At 66.6% G+C, this 19388-nt stretch carries 21 protein-coding genes and 1 pseudogene; 8 read left to right on the top strand and 14 right to left on the bottom strand.

The genetic code is table 11. The features are described 5' to 3' along the window. Positions 1–150: 150 nt before the first annotated feature. From MU582_21175 to MU582_21145, 7 genes are all read right to left on the bottom strand, one after another. Positions 151–912: a L,D-transpeptidase family protein gene (locus MU582_21175; GenBank protein UPK74914.1), complete on the bottom strand. Its 762-nt coding sequence runs from the start codon at positions 910–912 to the stop codon at positions 151–153. A gap of 58 nt (positions 913–970) precedes the next feature. Further along, on the bottom strand, positions 971–2986 hold the full coding sequence (locus MU582_21170) for an NADPH-dependent 2,4-dienoyl-CoA reductase (GenBank protein ID UPK74913.1): 2016 nt from the start codon (positions 2984–2986) through the stop codon (positions 971–973). Next, on the bottom strand, positions 2983–3534 hold the full coding sequence (locus MU582_21165) for a PadR family transcriptional regulator (GenBank protein UPK74912.1): 552 nt from the start codon (positions 3532–3534) through the stop codon (positions 2983–2985). Before MU582_21165 ends, MU582_21170 begins: the two co-directional genes overlap by 4 nt. Positions 3535–3702: 168 nt before the next feature. Next, positions 3703–4935: an Ig-like domain-containing protein gene (locus MU582_21160; protein UPK74911.1), complete on the bottom strand. Its 1233-nt coding sequence runs from the start codon at positions 4933–4935 to the stop codon at positions 3703–3705. A gap of 75 nt (positions 4936–5010) precedes the next feature. Further along, positions 5011–5925: an Ig-like domain repeat protein gene (locus tag MU582_21155; protein ID UPK74910.1), complete on the bottom strand. Its 915-nt coding sequence runs from the start codon at positions 5923–5925 to the stop codon at positions 5011–5013. A gap of 159 nt (positions 5926–6084) precedes the next feature. After that, positions 6085–6852, bottom strand: coding sequence for a GNAT family N-acetyltransferase (locus MU582_21150; GenBank protein ID UPK74909.1), 768 nt, complete (start codon positions 6850–6852; stop codon positions 6085–6087). A 72-nt stretch (positions 6853–6924) separates the two neighbouring features. Beyond that, on the bottom strand, positions 6925–7545 hold the full coding sequence (locus tag MU582_21145; GenBank protein ID UPK74908.1) for a hypothetical protein: 621 nt from the start codon (positions 7543–7545) through the stop codon (positions 6925–6927). Between the two features lie 162 nt (positions 7546–7707). Between MU582_21145 and ilvA the strand changes: the two genes are divergently transcribed. The 4 genes from ilvA to MU582_21125 all read left to right on the top strand — a co-directional run bounded on the left by ilvA (position 7708) and on the right by MU582_21125 (position 10364). Continuing rightward, positions 7708–8949: a threonine ammonia-lyase IlvA gene (gene ilvA, locus MU582_21140; GenBank protein UPK74907.1), complete on the top strand. Its 1242-nt coding sequence runs from the start codon at positions 7708–7710 to the stop codon at positions 8947–8949. A gap of 135 nt (positions 8950–9084) precedes the next feature. Further along, positions 9085–9345, top strand: a complete 261-nt coding sequence (locus MU582_21135) for a hypothetical protein (GenBank protein ID UPK74906.1) — start codon at positions 9085–9087, stop codon at positions 9343–9345. Positions 9346–9432: 87 nt separating this feature from the next. After that, positions 9433–9594 carry a hypothetical protein gene (locus tag MU582_21130; protein ID UPK77216.1) on the top strand — a complete coding sequence of 54 codons (162 nt, stop codon included), beginning with the start codon at positions 9433–9435 and terminating at the stop codon, positions 9592–9594. Next, positions 9591–10364: a hypothetical protein gene (locus MU582_21125; GenBank protein UPK74905.1), complete on the top strand. Its 774-nt coding sequence runs from the start codon at positions 9591–9593 to the stop codon at positions 10362–10364. Before MU582_21130 ends, MU582_21125 begins: the two co-directional genes overlap by 4 nt. Before the next feature lie 66 nt (positions 10365–10430). Here the strand turns inward: MU582_21125 and MU582_21120 are convergent, their stop codons facing one another. Then, entirely contained in the window at positions 10431–11930 is a 1500-nt protein-coding gene (locus MU582_21120; GenBank protein ID UPK74904.1) for an ATP-dependent DNA ligase, read from the bottom strand. A gap of 180 nt (positions 11931–12110) precedes the next feature. Between MU582_21120 and MU582_21115 the strand changes: the two genes are divergently transcribed. From MU582_21115 to MU582_21105, 3 genes are read left to right on the top strand one after another with little or no spacing between them, the layout of a single operon-like run. Next, positions 12111–12986: an ABC transporter substrate-binding protein gene (locus MU582_21115; protein ID UPK74903.1), complete on the top strand. Its 876-nt coding sequence runs from the start codon at positions 12111–12113 to the stop codon at positions 12984–12986. After that, entirely contained in the window at positions 12983–13906 is a 924-nt protein-coding gene (locus MU582_21110; protein UPK74902.1) for an amino acid ABC transporter permease, read from the top strand. Before MU582_21115 ends, MU582_21110 begins: the two co-directional genes overlap by 4 nt. Beyond that, entirely contained in the window at positions 13906–14646 is a 741-nt protein-coding gene (locus MU582_21105) for an amino acid ABC transporter ATP-binding protein (protein UPK74901.1), read from the top strand. Before MU582_21110 ends, MU582_21105 begins: the two co-directional genes overlap by 1 nt. A 114-nt stretch (positions 14647–14760) precedes the next feature. On the opposite strand, the gene MU582_21100 is transcribed toward MU582_21105, so the two are convergent. The 6 genes and pseudogenes from MU582_21100 to MU582_21075 all read right to left on the bottom strand — a co-directional run bounded on the left by MU582_21100 (position 14761) and on the right by MU582_21075 (position 18897). Beyond that, positions 14761–15243: an SRPBCC family protein gene (locus tag MU582_21100; GenBank protein UPK74900.1), complete on the bottom strand. Its 483-nt coding sequence runs from the start codon at positions 15241–15243 to the stop codon at positions 14761–14763. Beyond that, on the bottom strand, positions 15240–15578 hold the full coding sequence (locus tag MU582_21095) for a metalloregulator ArsR/SmtB family transcription factor (protein ID UPK74899.1): 339 nt from the start codon (positions 15576–15578) through the stop codon (positions 15240–15242). Before MU582_21095 ends, MU582_21100 begins: the two co-directional genes overlap by 4 nt. 89 nt (positions 15579–15667) lie before the next feature. Continuing rightward, positions 15668–16252: a TetR family transcriptional regulator gene (locus MU582_21090; GenBank protein UPK74898.1), complete on the bottom strand. Its 585-nt coding sequence runs from the start codon at positions 16250–16252 to the stop codon at positions 15668–15670. Positions 16253–16314: 62 nt separating this feature from the next. Beyond that, on the bottom strand, positions 16315–16509 hold the full coding sequence (locus MU582_21085; protein ID UPK77215.1) for a rubredoxin: 195 nt from the start codon (positions 16507–16509) through the stop codon (positions 16315–16317). Positions 16510–16773: 264 nt separating this feature from the next. After that, positions 16774–17622, bottom strand: a pseudogene (locus tag MU582_21080) (alkane 1-monooxygenase). A 207-nt stretch (positions 17623–17829) separates the two neighbouring features. Continuing rightward, positions 17830–18897, bottom strand: coding sequence for an NAD(P)/FAD-dependent oxidoreductase (locus MU582_21075; protein ID UPK74897.1), 1068 nt, complete (start codon positions 18895–18897; stop codon positions 17830–17832). 124 nt (positions 18898–19021) lie between these two features. On the opposite strand from MU582_21075, the gene MU582_21070 reads away from it, so the two are divergent. Next, positions 19022–19384: a DUF488 family protein gene (locus MU582_21070; protein ID UPK74896.1), complete on the top strand. Its 363-nt coding sequence runs from the start codon at positions 19022–19024 to the stop codon at positions 19382–19384. The last annotated feature ends 4 nt before the right edge of the window (positions 19385–19388 follow it).

The following is a 19388-nucleotide window of genomic DNA, read 5'->3' as shown; positions in this document are numbered from 1 at the left end:
GAAACGGTTTCGTTTCGCAGAAAACGCTACGCGTTAACCCCAGGTGCAGACAACTTCGAGCGGTGTGACGCTGGTCCCAGTCGGCGAGCCGGCCGCGTTCGCGACACGCCCTGATGGCGACGGCGAACGGCGGTCAGCGGGTCGGTCGGGTCAGCGGCCGATCGCTATGACGGGATGCTGCGCACGGCGTAGCCCGGCAAGGGTTTTGCGGATGAACTTGCGTGGGGCCGACACACAGCCGGCGGTCGCACCCTTGCCGTTGACGTGCAAGAAGATCCCGGAGCCTCGATGACGTACCGGATCGGGTCGGTTGAAGTTGATCACGATCGCCCAGGCGTACTGGCGTTTGTAGTCGCGCAGGCGTTCGGAGCTGTTGTACGCACTCGTCGGCAGCCACCAGCGGAACCCGCCCTGAGACTTGTGCCGGCGGTAGTTGTAGAAGCGGGACTTGTTGTCCTGCACCCAATAGTCGCCCTTGTGCGTGCGGTGGTACGGGAGCTTCGCGCGCTTCGGGGCACGCCTGTTGCCGAATGCGCGCTTCATCGAGTACGTGCCGAGCGGTGTGGTACCCGTGCCCTGCTTGCGCTTCTTGCCCGCGACGACACCGCCGTAGCCGATACGGCCGTGTCGGGTCGTGCGTACGCGCTTCCAGTCATCGCCGCGCTTGTGCCAGACGGTGACCCGCGCCTTGTACCCGCGCTTGTGGTTCACCGTGACCACCTGGCCGGTGTCGGCGGTGAGGCGTACCGGCACACCGCCGAGTTTGATCTGACGCGCTTCTGGTTCCGGTTCGGTGTGATCGGCCGTCTCTGTCGCGTCGTTGGACCGGGTTGCGTCGATCGGCGCCTCGGCCGCGAGCGCGAGGAGGAACGTCACACCGACCGCTGCTCCTGCGAACGCACGAATCGACACGCCACAAGGATGACGCATCAGGGCGTCACGTGGCTACCGCCCCCCGCGGGCCGCATCCTCAGAGCGTCGCGGCGAGCTCGGTCGCCTGCTTGATCGCGCGCTTCGCATCGAGCTCGGCGGCGACGTCGGCTCCACCGATGACATGGACGGGTACGCCTGCCGCCGCAACCGGGTCGGCGACGGTGCGTACCGACTCCTGACCTGTGCACAGCGCGACCGTGTCGACCTCGATCACGCGGGTCTGCCCATCGACCGTGACGTGCAGACCGTTGTCGTCGATGCGTTCGTAGGTGACGCCGGCGAGCATCTCCACACCGGAGTCGCGGAGGGTCGTGCGATGCACCCAGCCCGTAGTCTTCGCGAGCCCCTTGCCGAGCGGCGTGTCTTTGCGCTGCAGCAGGTGGACCGTACGCGCGGGCTTGACCGGGGTCTTCGTGGTGAGTCCGCCGCGCTCCTTCGATGGGTCGGTGACGCCCCAGCGCTCCATCCACGTCGCGAGGGACTCGTTCTGCTCGTGGAGCAGAAACTCGCTCAGGTCGAAGCCGATGCCGCCTGCGCCCATGACCGCAACCCGGTCACCGGCGGTGACGTCACCCCGGAGCAGCTGCGCGTAGGTGACCACGCTCGGGTGATCGACACCAGGGAGGTCCGGGATGCGCGGCTCGACGCCGGTCGCGACGATCACGTCGTCGTACGTGCCGTCGGTCAACTCGCCGATCTCCGGTGCCGTCTCGAGGTGCAGGCGTACGCCGAGAACGTCAATGCGGCGGCGGTAGTAGCGCAGCGTCTCGGCGAACTCCTCCTTGCCGGGGACGCGCATCGCCAGGCGGAACTGCCCGCCGATCTGCGAGTCGGCCTCGTACAGGTCGACGCGATGGCCGCGCTCGGCCAGCGCCGTCGATGCGGCGAGACCGGCCGGGCCCGCGCCGACGACCGCGATGCGCTTGCGGCGCGGAGTGGGTACGGGTAGCAGGCGGAGCTCTGTCTCGCGCGCAGCTCGCGGATTGACCAGGCAACTCGCATGCTTGTTGGCGAAGACATGGTCGAGGCACGCCTGATTGCACGCGATACAGGTGTTGATCTCGTCGCTGCGACCCTGCTCGGTCTTCGCGACGAAGTCGGGATCAGCGAGCAGCGGCCGCGCCATCGAGATCAGATCGGCATCGCCGGCCGCGAGGATCTCCTCGGCGACGTCGGGGGTGTTGATCCGGTTCGACGCCATCACCGGAATGCCCAGCTCCGGGCGCAGCCGGCCGGTCAGGCCGCTGAAAGCGGCTCGCGGCACCGAGGTGACGATCGTGGGTACGCGGGCCTCGTGCCAGCCGATGCCGGTGTTGACCAGCGATGCACCGGCCTCCTCGACGCGGTGCGCGAGCTCGACCGTCTCCTCCCATGACTGCGCATCATCGACGAGGTCGAGCAACGAGATCCGGTAGATCACCATCAGTCGCGGGCCGACCGCCTCACGGATGCGACGGATGATCTCGACCGGGAACCGCATTCGCTTCTCGGCCGTGCCGCCCCAGGCGTCGGTGCGGTCGTTCGTACGCGCTGTGACGAACTGATTGATCAGGTAGCCCTCGGAACCCATGATCTCGACGCCGTCGTAGCCCGCCTTGTCGGCCAGCTGCGCCGCGCGTACGAACGAGTCGACGGTGCGTTCGACTCCCTTCGTCGACAGGGCACGCGGCCGGAACGGGTTGATCGGCGCCTTCTTGCTCGATGCTGACCGGGACAGCGGATGGTACGAGTACCTGCCCGCATGCAGGATCTGCAGCGCGATCTTCGAGTCGTGTTCGTGCACTGCATCGGTGACGAGGCGGTGGCGGTCGGCCGCCCGACGTGACGCGAGCAGCGAGCCGGCCGGCGCCAGCCAGCCTTCCCAGGTCGGCGCGTACCCGCCGGTGATCATCAGTGCCGTGCCGCCCTTCGCCCGCTCGGTGAAGTAGGCGGTCAGCCGGGGGAGGTTGTGCGCACGGTCTTCGAGACCCGTGTGCATCGAGCCCATCACAATGCGGTTGCGCAGGGTGTGGTCGCCGATCTGCAGCGGGGACAGCAGGTGCTCGTAGCTCATCGTTGGTCCTCCGGGTCGGTGCCGAGTGCGGCGAGCATCTCGTCGCACCACTCGATATAGGTCTGTTCCGTACGAATGCCGCCGCGCAGCACGAGATAGGCGGGGAGCTCGGATGCGGTGAGGGAGTCGGGCTCGGGGAAGTGCTTGGTGCAGTCGGCCTCGTAGTACGCAAGCCGGTCGAGGTGGCGGTCGCGCTGCCGGGCGATGTCGGCGAGCACGGCGCTGCGGTCGCCGAAGTTCATCGCGCGTACCTTGACCGCGAAGTCGCTACGCACGCTCTCGATCGGCGTCGGCTCGGCGGTCCAGCGGGTCAGCTCGGTGCGGCCGTCGTCGGTGAGGGCGTACACCTTCTTCGCGGGGCGACCGGGCTCCTCGACGGTCGTCGACTCCACCCAGCCGGCGGACTCCATCCGGGAGAGGACCTTGTAGATCTGCTGATGCGTGGCCTTCCAGAAGAAGCCGATGGACTTGTCGAACCGGCGCGCAAGGTCGTACCCACTCGCCGATCGCTCAGCAAGCGAGACCAGGATCGCGTGGTCGAGGGCCATGTGCGCATCCTGCTATGCAACGAGTTGCATAGTCAACTCGTTGCATACTTTCGTCGAGAACACAAAACGCGCCGAGGTACGCCGTCCCGCCAATAGAGGGGTACTCAATTGGCACGACGGCGTACCTCGGCGGCTTCGCGCGCGCTTTCGCGCTTTCGCGCTACGCGCTCAGCGCTTTTTTACGCGGATGGTGATCTTCTTCGCTGCCTTCTTCGCTGTTTTGGTGCCGGCGAACTTGACTTGGAGCTTGTGCTTGCCGACCTTCAGGGCCTTGCGCTTGACCGTCAGCTTCGCCTTGCCGAGCTTGCCGGTCCTGGCCTTGGCGAGTACGCGCTTGCCCTTGACGAGCCGCACCGGGCCGGCCTTGGCGCCCTTACTGTTCACCGTCACACGTACGACGGCCTTGTTGCCGAACTTGATCGCCCTCGGTGCCCGGACCTTGAGCCTGGTCGGTGCCTTCTTGACCCGAACGGTGACCTTGCTCGTCGACGTGCCGCTGTCGTCCTTGGCTGTGTAGGTGAAGGAGTCCTTGCCGACGAAGTTCTTGTTCGGCGTGTACGTCGCCTTGCCCTTGGCGCCGACCTTGACCTTGCCGTGCTTGGGCTGGGTGAACACGTTCTCGGGGTTCGCTGCACCGGGCTGGTGGAAGAACGTCAGCATCGTCGAGCCGTTCTTGCGCGCCGTGGTGGCGATATGTGCCGGGACCGTGTCCGTCTGGTACGCACCGACGATCGGTACCTCGCCGTTGATGAGGCGGTCGGCCTTCTTGACCGTGCACTTCATCGTGGTCGGGAACTTCTTCTTACCGGCAAACAGCGTCGACTTGATGGTGAACTTCGGCGCCAGCCTGAGCGCCGCGAAGGACGGGTTTCCCTCCCCGCCACCCGCGAAGCCGGGTACGTGCTGCTTCGGCACCACGCCGGTCGAGGTGATCTCCCACGGCGTACCGACCGCAGGAATCTTCGCCTTCGGCGCCGTCAGGTCCTTCAGCGCGATCCGCTCGGTGACCTTCGTGCCGCCCGCGATGGGCAGCGTCAGGTTCACCGCGGAGTCGGGTGAACCGCCGCTCGCGTGGGTGGCCTTGATCAGGTTGACAGTGGCGTTGTGCAGCTTCTCCGGCATCGTGAGCTTGATGCTGACGTCCTGCTTCGCATTGTCGGCCCCGGGCACCAGCGGCACCTCGGCCTTGGTATTCATCTCGAAGTCGATGTCGTAGTTGCCGAGGTTCAGATCGCCCCCGACATTCACATTGCAGCTCGAGACGAAGGTGTGATCGAGCGGCACCTCTGCCGCGTTGGCGGAACCGGTCGTACCGACGACTGTCCCGGCGACCGCGCCTGCGACGAGCGTGCCGGACAGGGCGGCGGCGAGGCTTCTGCGCCCCGCGATTGCGTACTTCATGGGTTTCCCTCCTGAAGAGCAGCGTGGCCGGGCACGATCCGGTGCCCGGCCACGCTGTGCTCCCTACCTCGGTCGCTACTTGCGTACGACCTTGACGGTCTTCTTGAGCTTGCTGGCCTTGACCGACTTGTTGCCGGCGTACTTGATGGTCAGCTTGTGCTTACCGGGCTTGGCGAACTTCTTCAGCGTGACGGTCGCCTTGCCCTTCTTGACGGCTGCGGCGCCGAGGGTCTTCTTGCCCTCCATCACGCGAACCTTGCCGGTGGCCTTGCCCTTCGACATGACGCGTACGTTGACCTTCGCGCGGGTCTTCTTCGCGATGACCTTCTTCGGCTTGATGTTCGCCTTGAGCTTGCTCGGCGCCTTCTTGATCGCGATCGAGCCGAGCGCGCGCTTGCCGTCGGCCGTGCACGTGAGTTGGTTCGGCACAGCGTTCTCGCCGAGGTAGACGACTGCGTCAATCGTGAACTTCTTCGGCATCGACAGGCTGGCCTTCGTGCCGCCCTTTGCCGCCGCGGGTACCTTGAACGCCCCGACCGTGCCCGATGTGGCAATGCTCCACTGCTCGCCGCTCGGCGGAATCGGCGCCTTCGGTGCGCTGAGGTTGTTGATCTTCACCTGGCGCGTCGTCTTGCCGATCTTGACGCCGACCTTGGCGTTGTCGGAGCCGCCCTCGGCGTCGGTGGCGCCGAGACTGAGCACCGTCTCGTGCAGTTCCTCGGAGATGTTGAGCGTGAGCGACGCCTTGCGCTTCGCGACCTTCTGACCGGCGGTGACCGACTTCGGCACCGAGACCTTCGTCGTGACGCCGATCGGGTACGAGTCGCCGGTCAAACTCAGGACGCAGTTGTAGTTGAAGTCCTTGTTGATCTTCGCGGCGTCGGCGGATGTGGTCGTTGCGGCGGTCATGGCCAGCGCCGCTCCGGCGATCAGCGCACCCGATGCACCGATAGCTACGCCCTTGCGCGCGCGTACAGATGTAGTTGCCACAGGTTTCCCTCCCTCTGTCTGCCCGCACACGCGGGCACGTCGTGACGGTACGCGCCGATGGTATCGGCGGGGCTGCGTCCCGGGCCTTGTTACCTGTTCGTGATCTAGAGGTCACGTTGCGTGCAGGTGGTGATCGCGGCGGACAGTTGCCGTCGTGCGTCAGCTCATCGGGTGCACCCAATAGTGGTACGTATCCGTCTCGCGAAAGCCCGCCTTGCGATAGAGGCGCCGGGCCCGGTCGTTGCCCCGCTGCACCTGCAGGTACAGCCACTGCGCGCCGCGGTCGATCGCCGCGTACGCGAGCGTCGACAGCACCAACCGGCCGGCACCTCGGCCACGCGCAAGGGGGAGTGTCGCCATATCGAAGATCCCCGCCCAGCCGCGCTCGGTGACCGAGCGACCGATCGCGACGGGTACATCGCGCTCGTAGACCGTCACGTACGTCGACGATCCGCGTACCCGGCGCAGCAACTGCTTGAGTTGGTCGGCTTCGGCAGGCGCCGAATCGTCTGTCGCGACAAGGAGCCAGTCGTGCGTCGGTGCCGGCGCCAGCCTGGTGCGAAGGTGTCGACGCGGTCGCGGGGTTGCGACTGAATCGGCGGCGCACGTTTCCAGCGACACCGGCGCCGTCGGCGAGTACGCCCGTCGTTCGAGCAGCACGTCGAGTCCGGGTACGCACCCCGCGCAGACCTCGAATCGTGCGGGCGACTCGTACGCACGGTAGAAGCGTTCTGCCGCATCGACGGAGTCCTCGAGCCAGCCGTCGCCACTGTGTGCGATCACGGCATCGGCGCCCTGACGCGTCTCCGAATGGCGTAGCCACCAGCCGTGCGATGACACGTCGACAGCGGCGGGAGTGGCGCGCGCTGCGCGTTCGAGGAGCCGAGCGGTCGGTTCGTGCGGCTGCGCCGCGAAACGTGTGGACATACCCGGCGACCTCCGAGGAGACGACGACTGTCGTCACTCAGAGTAACCGAATATCAGCTGTTGTGCAGCGCGCTATCCGCTGATCGAGACGGTGCCGAAGACTCGCTTCTTCGGGGCCTTGCACGTCAGGCCCGCCTTGAGCTTCGACCCGTTGCGGCGGAACAGCTTCGCCTTGATCCGAAGTCGCTTGGGCACCGAGATCTTCGCCGAGCCGGATGCCTTTGCCGGAATTCGTACCTTGCCGACCTTGCCCTTGGCCGTGATCGTCCAAGTCCCCTTGCGCGGGATCTTGCGCTTCGGCGCCGTCAGGTTCTTCACCGCGACCTTCGACGTCGACTTGTTGATCTTGACGCCGAGGTGGGCCTTCGGGGCGGAGCCGCTTGCCTTCTTCGCCCGCAGAACACTCACTGCGTTGTCGCGGATCACGTCGGGCATGGCCACCTTGACGGTGACCGCTCGCCTGCGCAGTGTCGAGCCGGCCTCGATCGAGCTCGGCAGCTTGGCGCTCACTGTCATCTTGACGGCCGCAGGATTGATCACCATGCCGCCGGCCTTGACCTTGCATTTGTACTTGAATGACTTCGTGGTCTTTGCCATGTCGGCGACGTGTGCGTTCGTCGGCGTGGCGACGAGGAGCCCGGAGGCGGTCAGGGCCAGGATCGTGCACGCGGCCGCGGTGCGGTTGTGGGGCATGGTGTCTCCCATCGGCCGGGCCGTCCGGCCACAGGCGGAACCTAACCCGGCGGGATACCGCGTCACAACTGGTGCAACCAAGGTTTACTGGACCGGAGTTGCCTGCCGAGACGAGAGGAATACGCTGAGTGAGCCAATTTCTCTCGGAGCAGGAAGCCACCCATGACCGTGACCGCGCTCGATGTCGACGCCGCGTACGACCGGATCGAGCCGGTTGTCGTACGCACTCCGCTGCAGTACAGCTCGCGGCACGCGCAACGGCTCGGCTCCGAGGTGTGGCTGAAGCGTGAGGACCTGCAGGTCGTCCGCTCGTACAAACTGAGAGGCGCGTACAACCTCCTTGCCCAGCTGGGTGCCGAGGCGCGGGCCAAGGGTGTCGTCTGCGCGAGCGCCGGCAACCATGCGCAGGGGGTGGCGTACGCCTGCCAGCAGTTGCGGCTCGATGCGCGCATCTATGTTCCGCGTACGACCCCGCGGCAGAAGCGCAGCCGGATCACCGCGCTCGGCGGCCGCCAGGTCGAGTTGATCGTCACCGGTGACACGTACGACGCAGCGTCGGCGCTCGCCCGGCAGGACGCCGCCGACAGCGGGGCCGCACTCATCCCCGCCTTCGACGCGCCGGATGTGGTCGCCGGGCAGGGCACTGTGGCACGCGAGATCGTCGAGCAGCTCGGCGGTGCGCCCGACGTACTTCTGGTGCCGGTCGGCGGCGGCGGGCTGATCGCCGGCTGTGTGACCTGGTTGGCCGAGCACCATCCGTCGACTCGGATCATCGGGGTCGAGCCGAGCGGTGCCGCGAGCATGGCGGCCGCGGTCGAGGCGGGCGAGCCGGTGACCTTGGACGAGATCGACGGGTTCGTCGACGGGGCCGCGGTCCGCCGGGCCGGAGATGTGACCGCGGAGATCGTACGCGCGCACAGCATCGACCTGGTCGATGTCGATTCGGGTCTGGTGTGCGAGGAGATGCTCGACATGTTCCAGACCGACGGCATCATCGCGGAGCCGGCGGGAGCCCTCGCCTCGGCTGCCATGCGTACGTGGGGCGGCCCGATCGAGGGGAGCGTCGTCAGCATCGTCTCCGGCGGCAACCACGACGTGAGCCGCTACGCCGAGGTGATCGAGCGGGCGTTGGTGTCGCAAGGCGTCAAGCACTACTGGCTCGTCGACTTCCCGCAGGAGCCCGGTGCGCTGCGTGGGTTCCTCGACGACGTACTCGGACCCGACGACGACATCACGTTGTTCGAGTACGTCAAGCGGCACAACCGCGAGACCGGTCCCGCGTTGGTCGGTGTCGAGCTCGGCGATGCCACCGATCTGCCGGGTTTGCTGAAACGCTTCGACGCGTCGCCGGTGCATGCGAAGAAGCTGTCGCCGGAGGATCCGGTCTTCCAGTACCTGCTGTGACCGTCTTGGCAGAGTTCGCGGACTTTCAGGTGCGTACGCCCGCCTGCAGCACCGAAAAGTCCGCGAACTCTACGGAACCGATCCCGTGGCTGCCGACTCTTGTTCGTGAGATGTTCGGTGACGAGAGGGGATCGGATGTGGGGCAGAACCCCGGCTTGGGAGGGCGACTACGTCGCCTTCTTCGACGGTCGACAACGCGACTTCATGCGGATCGCGTACTCGATCATGGGCGACTGGCCGTCGGCCGAGGACGCGACGCAGCAGGCATTCAGCGCCTTGTACGTGTACTGGCCGCGGATCAAACCCGAGACGCTCGACGCGTACGCGCGACGGACCTTGGTCAACAGTTGCTTCTCGCTACTGCGTAAGCGCAAGCGGGAGACCGTTGCCGAGTAGGTACCCGAGCGGTCGTACAGCGATGAACGCGATGACGGGATCGACCTGCGGCGTTCGCTGCAGCTGCTCGCGCCGCGCGCCAGGGCGATTGTCACGTTGCGCTACTTGGAGGATCTGTCGGTCAAGCAGGTGGCAGAGATCCGCGACATCGCCGAAGGCACCGTCAAGAGCCAGAGCAAACGAGCACTCGACCGGTTGCGCGACCAGCTGACCGTCGATTCGAACGACCCGGTATGGGGGACACGATGAGCATCGAAGACACCTTGAAGGAACGGATCACGCAGATGTCAGCGGACGTGCAGGGAGGGCCGAGTCTGCAGCGTGCGATCCAGCAGGGGCGTACGCGCCGTCGCCGGCGGGCCGTAGCGCGGGTCGGTTCGGGAGTTGCATCGGTTTGCGCAGTCGGTGTGATCGCCGGGGCCGCTATGTCCGGGCTGGGTCCGTTCGACCACGGCGATGGACAGGCGCCGGTCGCTGGCGGCTCGACCTTGGCCGTACCGGGTGACGAGATGGTAGGCGAGATCAACGACGCGTTCTATGCGGAGCTCCCGGGCCGTGTCGATGTGCCGAGGAGTGTCGGGCGTGCGTACGACCAGAACCTCGATCCAGTGCCGGAGCCGGAGTGGGCGCGGGCGGTGAACTGGGACGCCACCTTCTCGCTCCCGAAGGGCGAGCGAGTCGAGATCAGCGTGCTCCGTTCCGAATCGGCCGCCTCGTCGGCGCAGCGGTGTCGCGAGGACGCGCGCACGAGTGACAGCCTGCACTGTGATTTCTCAGTGCGTTCCGATGGCTCGGAGGTGCTGGAGAGCGATCGTCGGTACGGCAACGGCGATGGGCGTCGCTTCGAACGCCAGGTCGAGGTGCGGTCTGGCGGCCAGTACCTCGTTCGCGTGGAGGATGTCGTGCGTGCCTCGACGTACGAACAAGCCGAGGCCAAGTGGACCCTCGACCTAGATGAGATGTCCAAGATGGCGACAGATCACGGTCTGTTGGAGCAGCGGCCGACTGACCATCGTTGAAGTTCGCGGACTTTTAGGTGCGTACGCCCGGCGGCAGCACCGAAAAGTCCGCGAACTCTGCTCCGCCTACGCCAGCTCGCGTACGCGGTCGATCGTGTCGGCTTCGTCGGCGGACTTGTCGTCGCGGTAGCGCAGCACCCGCGCGAACCGTAGGGCGACTCCTCCTGGGTAGCGGGTCGACCGCTGCAGTCCGTCGAACGCGATCTCGACGACCTGTTCCGGGCGTACGTGCACGACGTGCCGCTCGCGCGACTCCTCCAGCTCGAGGAAGCGTTCGGTCTGCCAGGCCAGCATCTCGTCGGTCATGCCCTTGAAGGTCTTACCGAGCATCACGAACCCACCGTCAGGATCGCGGGCGCCGAGGTGGATATTCGACAGCCAGCCCTGGCGGCGGCCGCTGCCCCATTCGACCGCGAGTACGACGAGATCGAGGGTGTGCCGGGGTTTGACCTTCACCCAACCGGCACCTCGTCGGCCTGCCTCGTACGCGGCGTCGAGTGTCTTCACGACGACACCCTCTTGGCCGCGTGCGACGGCGTCATCGAAGAACTGCTGCGCTGCGTCGGCGTCGTCGGTCACCAGGCGCGGAACCAGTAGCTCTGACGGAAGCGCGTCGGTGAGGAGGTCGACCCGCTCACTCAGCGGCCGGTCGATCAGGTCTTCGCCGAGATACAAGCAGTCGAAGAAGAACGGCGTGAGGGTGACTTCGGCCTCGCGGTGCGTCGCGGCGCGTGCGGCGGTGTCTTGGAACGGCCGCGGTCGGCCCTCGTCGTCGAGCGCGATGACCTCGCCGTCGAGGATCAGCTCGTCGTACGGAAGGCGGGAGACGGTCTCGGCAACGCCGTCGAGCCGGTCGGTGATGTCGTCGAGACTGCGGGTGTAGAGCGTCACCTCACCGCCGTGCTTATGCGCCTGGATGCGGATGCCGTCGAGCTTGACGTCGACCGCTGCGCGCGCGCCGATCTTGTCGAACGCGGCCGCGACGTCGGGCGCCGACGACGCGAGCATCGGGCGGACCGGTGTGCCGACGGTGAGGGTGAAGGCCTCGACGCCGTGGCGGCCCTCGGTCAGCGCGGCAACGGCGACCGGGCCGGTCGCGCCGGCAAGCATGGCGGCCCGGCGTACGGCCGGTGCGGGTACGTCACTCGCATCGGCCACTGCATCGAGCATTACGGCGTCGAGCGCGCCCTGGCGGAGCTCGCCGATGATCAGCGAGCGCAGGAACGTCTGCTCCTCCACGGTGGCAGCGGCGAACAATGCATTCGCCGCTTCGGCCCGCGCGCCCGCCGAACCGGACCCGGAAAGCTGGGAAATCCGGTCGAGCTCGGCGTCGACGGCCGCGATCTCCAGGCTCGGCGTGGAGGCCGGGGCGGGTAGCTCGCCGAGGCTGCGCCACCCCAGGCCGGTACGGCGCTGCGGGAGCGCACCCGCCAAGTACGCGACGACGAGCTCAACGTCGGTGGTGGAGGTGGTACGAAGCAGCTCCGCTATGGCCTCCCGCTTGGCCAGCCGGGAGCGGGTCGCCGTGACAGCGCGCGACACCTCGACCACGTCAGCGAGTCTCATCGCACCATTGTCGCCGCGCGTACCGACATCCGATCGGGTCGCGCGCCGTTTTTGTATCTATCACGCACAGGTACGAACCTATTGGAGCTATGCGTGATAGATACAAAACGACGGCAGCCCGATTCGACCAGTACGGACGTACCGCCACGCCGCCGAACGCGGCAGAATACGATTTCGTTCATGAGCCTGCCCGTACGTACCGCTAGCGCCGTCGCCGCATTGCTACTCGCCGGCGCCGCCGTCGCCTGCGCCCCCGAGGACGACAGCAGCGACGACAGCCAGAGCAGCGAGCCGACGAAGCTCAGCGAGTGCAAGCCCGATCGCCTCGACCTCTACGAGACGGGCACGCTGACCGTCGCCACCGACACACCGGCGTACGAACCGTGGTTCAGGAACGACGATCCGAGCAACGGCAAGGGTTTCGAGAGCGCGGTCACGTACGCGATCGCCGACCGACTCGGGTTCGACAAGTCCGACGTCACCTGGGCGTCGGTGCCGTTCAACTCCAGCTACCAGCCGGGTGAGAAGAAGTTCGACTTCGACATCAACCAGATCTCGATCACCGAGCAGCGCGCTAAGGCGGTGACCTTCTCCGAGCCCTACTACGCGGCCGCGCAGGCCGTCATCACCATGAACGACTCGGAGTACGCCGGCATCACCAGCCTCGACGAGCTCAAGGACGCGAAGATCGGTGCCCAGGTCGGCACCACCTCGCTGGAGGCGATCGACCAGATCGATCCCGAGCAGGAGCCGGCGATCTACGACGACACCAACCAGGCGACCAAGGCGCTCGAGGCCGGGCAGATCGATGCGCTGATCGCAGACCTGCCGTCCGGCTTCTACATCACCGCCGCCGTCCTCGACGGAAGCAAGCTGGTCGGGCAGTTCCAGCCGGAGACCGGTGAGACCGAGGAGTTCGGCCTGCTGTTCGAGAAGGGCAACCCGCTGGTGTCCTGCGTGAACGCCGCGATCGACGACCTGAAGTCCGACGGCACGCTCGCCGATATCGAGAAGAAGTGGCTGTCGGAGACCGCCAAGGTCCCTGAGCTTTCGTGAGCGAGGGAGCGGAGCGAGGAACGAGTGAGCACTCGAGTGAACAAGCCAGCGCTGTGACCGATGAGGCACCCGGCGCCGAGCCCTGGGTGGTGAGCGAGCGCCAACTCGAGCGCATGCGCTACCGGCGTCGGCGTACGTTGAACCGCGCGGCCGTCGCCGCCGTCTCGACCGTTGTCGTCCTCGGCCTGATCGGCTTCGCGGTCGTCAGCGCGCCGGGCTGGGATCGCGTGCACGAGGTGTACTTCAACTGGGGTGACGTGAAACGTACGTTCCCCGACATCGCCGAGGCGTTCGTACTCAACATCAAGCTGTTCCTCGTCACCGAGGTCGCAGTCCTGCTGCTGGCGTTGGCCATCGCGGTCGTCCGCGTCCTTCCGTCACCCGCCCTCGCGCCGATCAAGCTGATCGCGGTGATCTACGCCGACGTGTTCCGCGGTACGCCGACCCTGCTGGTCGTACTCCTCGTGTGCTTCGGGATGCCTGCGCTCGGCCTACAGGGCACACCGTCCAGCCTGTTCTGGCTCGCTGTTATTGCACTGACCTTGAGCTACGGGGCGTACGTCTCCGAGGTGATCCGGGCGGGCATCCTCTCGGTGCATCCGAGCCAGTGGTCGAGCGCGCGATCGCTCGGCATGTCGTACCTCACGACCCTTCGCCGGGTGATCCTTCCGCAGGCGTTGCGCCGGGTCGCGCCGCCGCTGCTGAACGACTTCGTCTCGCTGCAGAAAGACACCGCGCTCGTCTCCGTGGTCGGTCTGGTCGAGGCACTGCGCCGGGCACAGGAGTACTCGAGTCGCGACTTCATCTTCACTCCGATGGTTGTCGCGGCGGCATTCTTCATCGTGGCGACGATCCCGCTCGCCCGGTTGACCGACTGGCTTTCGCTTCGAGCGAGTCGACGTGAAGGGGCCGGTGCCTGATGGCCACTCCGCTCATTCGGGTCGAAGGATTACGCAAGCGGTACGGCGACGCCGATGTGCTGCGCGGCATCGACCTGAGCGTCGATGCACACCAGGTGGTCTGTGTCATCGGATCGTCCGGCTCCGGCAAGTCGACGCTGCTGCGCTGCATCAACCTGCTAGAAGTCATCGACGACGGCGCAATCTGGCTCGACGACCGGGAGATCACCGACCCTCGAGTCGACGCCGATGAGGTACGCCGCGACCTCGGCATGGTGTTCCAGTCGTACAACCTGTTCCCGCATCTGAACGTGCTCGACAACGTGACCGCCGCGCCGCGCTTCGTCGCGGGTACGAAGCGCCGCGATGCCGAGGCCCGAGCACATGAGCTGCTCCGACGGTTCGGCCTGGAGGACAAGGCCGATGCGTACCCCGATCGCCTCTCTGGCGGTCAGCAGCAGCGGGTAGCGGTCGTACGCTCGCTCGCGATGGATCCGCGCGTGCTCCTGCTCGATGAGATCACCTCGGCGCTCGACCCAGAGCTGGTCGGCGAGGTGCTGGAGATCATCCGTGACCTAGCGGCGCAGGGCATGACCATCATGATGGCGACGCATGAGATGGCGTTCGCTCGCGACGTTGCAGACCGGGTGGTGTTCCTCGATGGTGGGCTGGTTGAGGAACAGGGGCCGCCGGAGCAGGTCTTCGAGTCGCCGACCAGCGCGCGTACGGCATCGTTCCTGCGCCGCTTCCTCGCCACCTGACTTCTGGCGCCGCGCCGGACCGCCCACCCGCCCGCTGGGCCGGACGTTTGCGCGCGACACGCCGGCGTGTCGACGCTCGTACGTCCGGCTCACGAGGCAAGTGGGTCGACATCGTCACGCTTCGAGCTTGGCCGTCAGCTCGTCGAGGCGCTCGAACCCGTCGTTGATGCCCATCTCCATATCGGATTCGGCCATGGCGTCGCGGGCCTCGACCGAGGGGAAGACCGAGTGGTTGCGAATGCGCGTACGCCCGTCGCCGAGGTCCTCGAACGTCGCGGTCTCGATTGCGACCAGGCCCGGTGCGCCGTCGAACTCGAAGGTCTGGATGATCTGCTCGTTGCGTTCGACGGTGTGGAAGACACCGCGGAACCCGTACGTGTTGCCCGCGTCGTCGGCGTTGACGTATCGATAGCTGCCACCCTGTCGGGCATCGAACTCCTCGACCTTCATCGACAGGACGCGTGGACCGAGCCACTGCTGGATCAGATCGGCCTCGGTGTAGGCGCGGAACACTGTGGCCGGGCTCGCGTCGACTACCCGCTCGATGTCGATGAAGGGCGTGCCGGGCTCGGTGGTGATGGTGGTGGGGTTCGTCATTTCTCTTCCTCTTTCATGGTGGTGAGTAGCTCGTCGAGACGACGGAACTGTCGTTCGGCGATCAGTCGGTACTCGTCGATCCAGCCCGTCAGCGCTTCGAGCGCGGCCGGGTCGAGGTGGCATGGGCGACGCTGACCGTCCCGCGTACGCGTGATCAGGCCCGCGCCCTCCAGCACCGAGATGTGTCGCGAGATCGCTTGTTTGGTGATCTCGAACGGTTCGGCCAACTCGTTGACCGTTGCCGGTCCGCGAGACAGCCGCGCGATGAGCGCCCGGCGTACGGGGTCGGCCAGGGCCATGAACGCCCGGTCCAGGTGCTCGTCGTCATCCGTCATGATCAAACCTCGTAATCAACAAATCCATTGATCAAACGATAGGTTGATTATCTGGCTCCGTCAAGCCACGCCTCTTCCGCGTCTTCGGGTCAGCGTGCGCCGATCACCCGGCCGGCCAGCCAGGCGAGTCCGTCTGCTGTCCGGCGTGATGTCGAGGTCGGTTGCATGACGTGGCTCAACACAGTGCGTACGACGAGGTCGACGAGCGCGTCGGCACGATCGGGTGCGATCGCCAGGTCGTACGCACCGAACCGCTGCGCGACGGTGGCCTTCGCTGTCGCAAGCAGCGACTCGGAATGGGTGGTCAGCAACGGGAGCAGCTCGGTACTCGCGCCGTGGGTGGCCGACGCAATCTCGCGTACGAGGGTGTTCTCTCGGGCGAGTTCGAGGACCGCGTACGTGGCAGAGGCGATCCCGGCGACGAGGTCGTCGGGATGGTCATCGAACGCCTGCTCCACGACGCCGAGAAATCGCTGCAGCTCGGCGAGGATCATTGCTTCGGCAAGGGCGTCCTTGCCGCCGATCTCGTTGTAGACGGTCTGCCGGCTGACTCCCGCCTCGCTGGCCAGCCGCGCCATGGTGACCGCCGACCAACCGGCCTCACTCGTGGTACGAGCGGCCGCCGCGATGATCCGGTCGCGGTGGGTCGTCGCGGCCTGCCGCGATGTCGTCATGGCGTCGAGCCTACGGGCGACGCCAGTGACCCCTCACCGAACCGCTCCGTTCACCGTGTTCGTCACTGCGTGTCCGCTCGACCGAGCGGTACGAAGTCGACCTTCTCGCGGACGCCGCAGTCGGGGCACGTCCAGGCATCCGGGACCTCCGCCCACGGGGTGCCGGCGGGGAACCCCTCCCGCGGTACGCCGATCCGCACGTCGTACACGAACTCGCATCCCGGGCAGCGGCCGCCGATGATCTGGTCCGGCGCCATCGAGCTCTCTGCGTCGGCCGGTGCCGGTGCGGCGCCTGACGTGTCGTGCCAGGCCGACGGATGCGTGGCGAGCACGGCGTCTCGTTTGCGTGGGCTGATGTTGGCGAGGCTCAGATCGCCGTCGAAGTGGCGCATGACGCGCGGATCCATCACGCGGCGCCACACCGGCGGCACGATCGCGAGCACGATCATCCCGGCGTATCCGGTCGGCAACACCGGCGACTCCTGGTAGTCGCGCAGGGCCTGGTATCGGCGGGTCGGGTTGGCGTGGTGGTCGCTGTGGCGCTGCAGGTGGTAGAGCAGCACGTTCGTCGCGATGTTGTTGGAGTTCCAGCTGTGCGACGGGTCGACGCGTTCGTATCGGCGGTGTTTGCCGTCGCCGACCTTCTGGCGGAGCATCCCGTAGTGCTCCATGTAGTTGACCAGCTCGAGCAGCGTGAACCCGACGACCGCCTGGATCACCAGGTACGGGAGCAACCCGACGCCGAGCCAGACCAGCATCACCGCCCACAGCGCCGCCGACATGAGCCAGGCGTTGAGCACGTCGTTGCCGATGCGGAAGGGGTGTTTGTTGCGCCGGGCGTACCGCCGCTTCTCCAGCCGCCACGCGCTCCGTAACGAACCGATGACCGTACGCGGCCAGAACTGGTAGAAGTTCTCGCCGATCCGCGCGCTGGCCGGGTCTTCCGGCGTCGCTACTCGTACGTGATGGCCGCGGTTGTGTTCGATGTAGAAGTGGCCGTAGAAGCTCTGCGCCAGCGCGATCTTGGACAACCAGCGTTCGTGGCTCTCCTTCTTGTGGCCGAGCTCGTGCGCTGTGTTGATTCCGATGCCGCCGATGCAGCCGATTGAGATGGCGAGGCCGACCTTGTCGACGGTCGCGAGGTCTCCGCGCGCGATCAGCCAGCAAGCCGCGACGAACCCCGCGTACTGCACGGGCAGGAAGAGGTACGTGATCCACCGGTAGTACCGGTCCTGCTCCAAGGCCTCGATCACGTCATCGGGTGGGTTGGAGCGATCGAGGCCGGTCAACAGGTCGATCGCCGGAACGATCACGAGGATCACGATCGGGCCGATCCAGAACCACACGCCCCAACCGGTCAGCGAGTACATGCCGAGCGCGATGAACGCCAGCGACGGTACGACGAGGCCGATCAGCCACAGGTAGCGCTTCTTGTCGTGCCACCGCTGCGTGGAGCCCGCAGGAATGGTGCCGGTGTCGTCGGACTGCATCTGCGCTCCTGCCACTGAGTTTACAAAAATCTAGCGTTTGTACAGTCCGTTGACAAGAGGCTGCGGGTTGTGACCAACCGCGAGTGGTCAGGCGGCGGCAGGTTCGAGCAGTCGTACTACGTTGCGGACGGCGACGCGGCCCGCCCGGTTGGCGCCGATCGTGCTCGCCGACGGGCCGTAGCCGACGAGCTGCACCCGCGGATCGCGTACGGCCTGCGTGCCGTCCAGGGCGATACCGCCCGTTGCTTCCCGCAGGCGGAGCGGGGCCAGATGCGCGATATCGGGGCGGAATCCGGTCGCCCACAGCACGGCGTCGAACGACTCCGCGTGACCGTTCGCCCAGACCGCGCCGTCGCGGGTCAGCCGCTCGAACATCGGCCGCCGCTCGTACACGCCTGCCTCGGCCGCGGCCATCTCCTGCTCGCGGAGCATCAGGCCGGTCACGCTCACCACGCTCTGCGGCGGCAGCCCTTGCCGCACGCGTTCCTCGACCAGTGCGACGGCCGCGCGGCCCTGCTCCGGGCCGAATGGGCCGTTGCGCCACACCGGCTCACGCCGGGTGACCCAGACGGTTTCGGCATACGCAGCGAGCTCGGCGAGAAGCTGCACGGCCGATGCGCCGCCGCCGACCATGAGTACGCGCTTGCCGGCGAACTCTTCGGGCCCTTCGTACTCGGCCGTGTGGAGCTGGCGTCCCGTGAAGTCGTCGACGCCGGGATAATGCGGTACGAACGGCTGGTTCCAGGTACCGGTGGCGTTGACGATCGCTCGGGTCGTCCAGTCGCCGCGGTCGGTGTGCACCGTGAGCAGGTCGTCGGGGCCACTGCGCACAGTGCGTACGCGTAAGGGGCGAAGGATCGGAAGGCCGAGATCGCGCTCGTACGCGGAGAAGTACGCGGGTACCGCCTGGTTCGCCCGATCGTCGTCAGGTGGTTGCGGCGCTTCAGCGCCGGGCAGCGCCGCGATGCCGTGGACGTCTCGCATCGTCAACGACGGCCAACGGTGCTGCCACGCGCCACCGGGTTCGGCGTTCGCGTCCAGTACGACGAAGCCGTCGTAGGGCTCGAGACCGCGTCGCTGGAGATGGTAAGCGGCAGACAGGCCCGCCTGGCCGGCACCGATCACCACCACCTCGGTCGTACGCGTAGTCCCCATATTGGTTCGAACGTCGGCCGACCGTGCAATCGTCCGTCGTGCACGGTGAGGCGCGCCATACGCACCCATGTGTGCAGACCCGATTCATGGGGCGAGCGGGCGACGGTGGGCGTACGGTCGAGAGATGGCAGGCGTAGCGAGCATCCAGGTCAAGCGCGTGTACGAGGAGGCGGCCGACTCCGACGGCGCCCGCATCCTCGTCGATCGGTTGTGGCCGCGCGGGGTGAGCAAGGAGAAGGCCGGCCTCGACGCCTGGCACCAGGATGTGGCCCCGTCTCCGGAGCTGCGCATGTGGTACGGCCACGATCCGGCGCGGTTCGACGAGTTCGCAGACCGCTACCGGGCCGAGCTCAACGGGCGGACTGCTGCGATCGACGGGATGCTCGGGGAGATCAAGGGCGAAACCCTCACCCTGATCACCGCAACCAAGGACGTCGAGCACAGCGGCGCGGTCGTACTCGCCGAGGTGCTGCGCGACCGTGTTTGAGGGT

It is taken from the genome of Nocardioidaceae bacterium SCSIO 66511 (assembly GCA_023100825.1).
GTDB lineage: Bacteria > Actinomycetota > Actinomycetes > Propionibacteriales > Nocardioidaceae > Solicola.
This window is presented reverse-complemented; position numbering and strand designations above follow the sequence as displayed.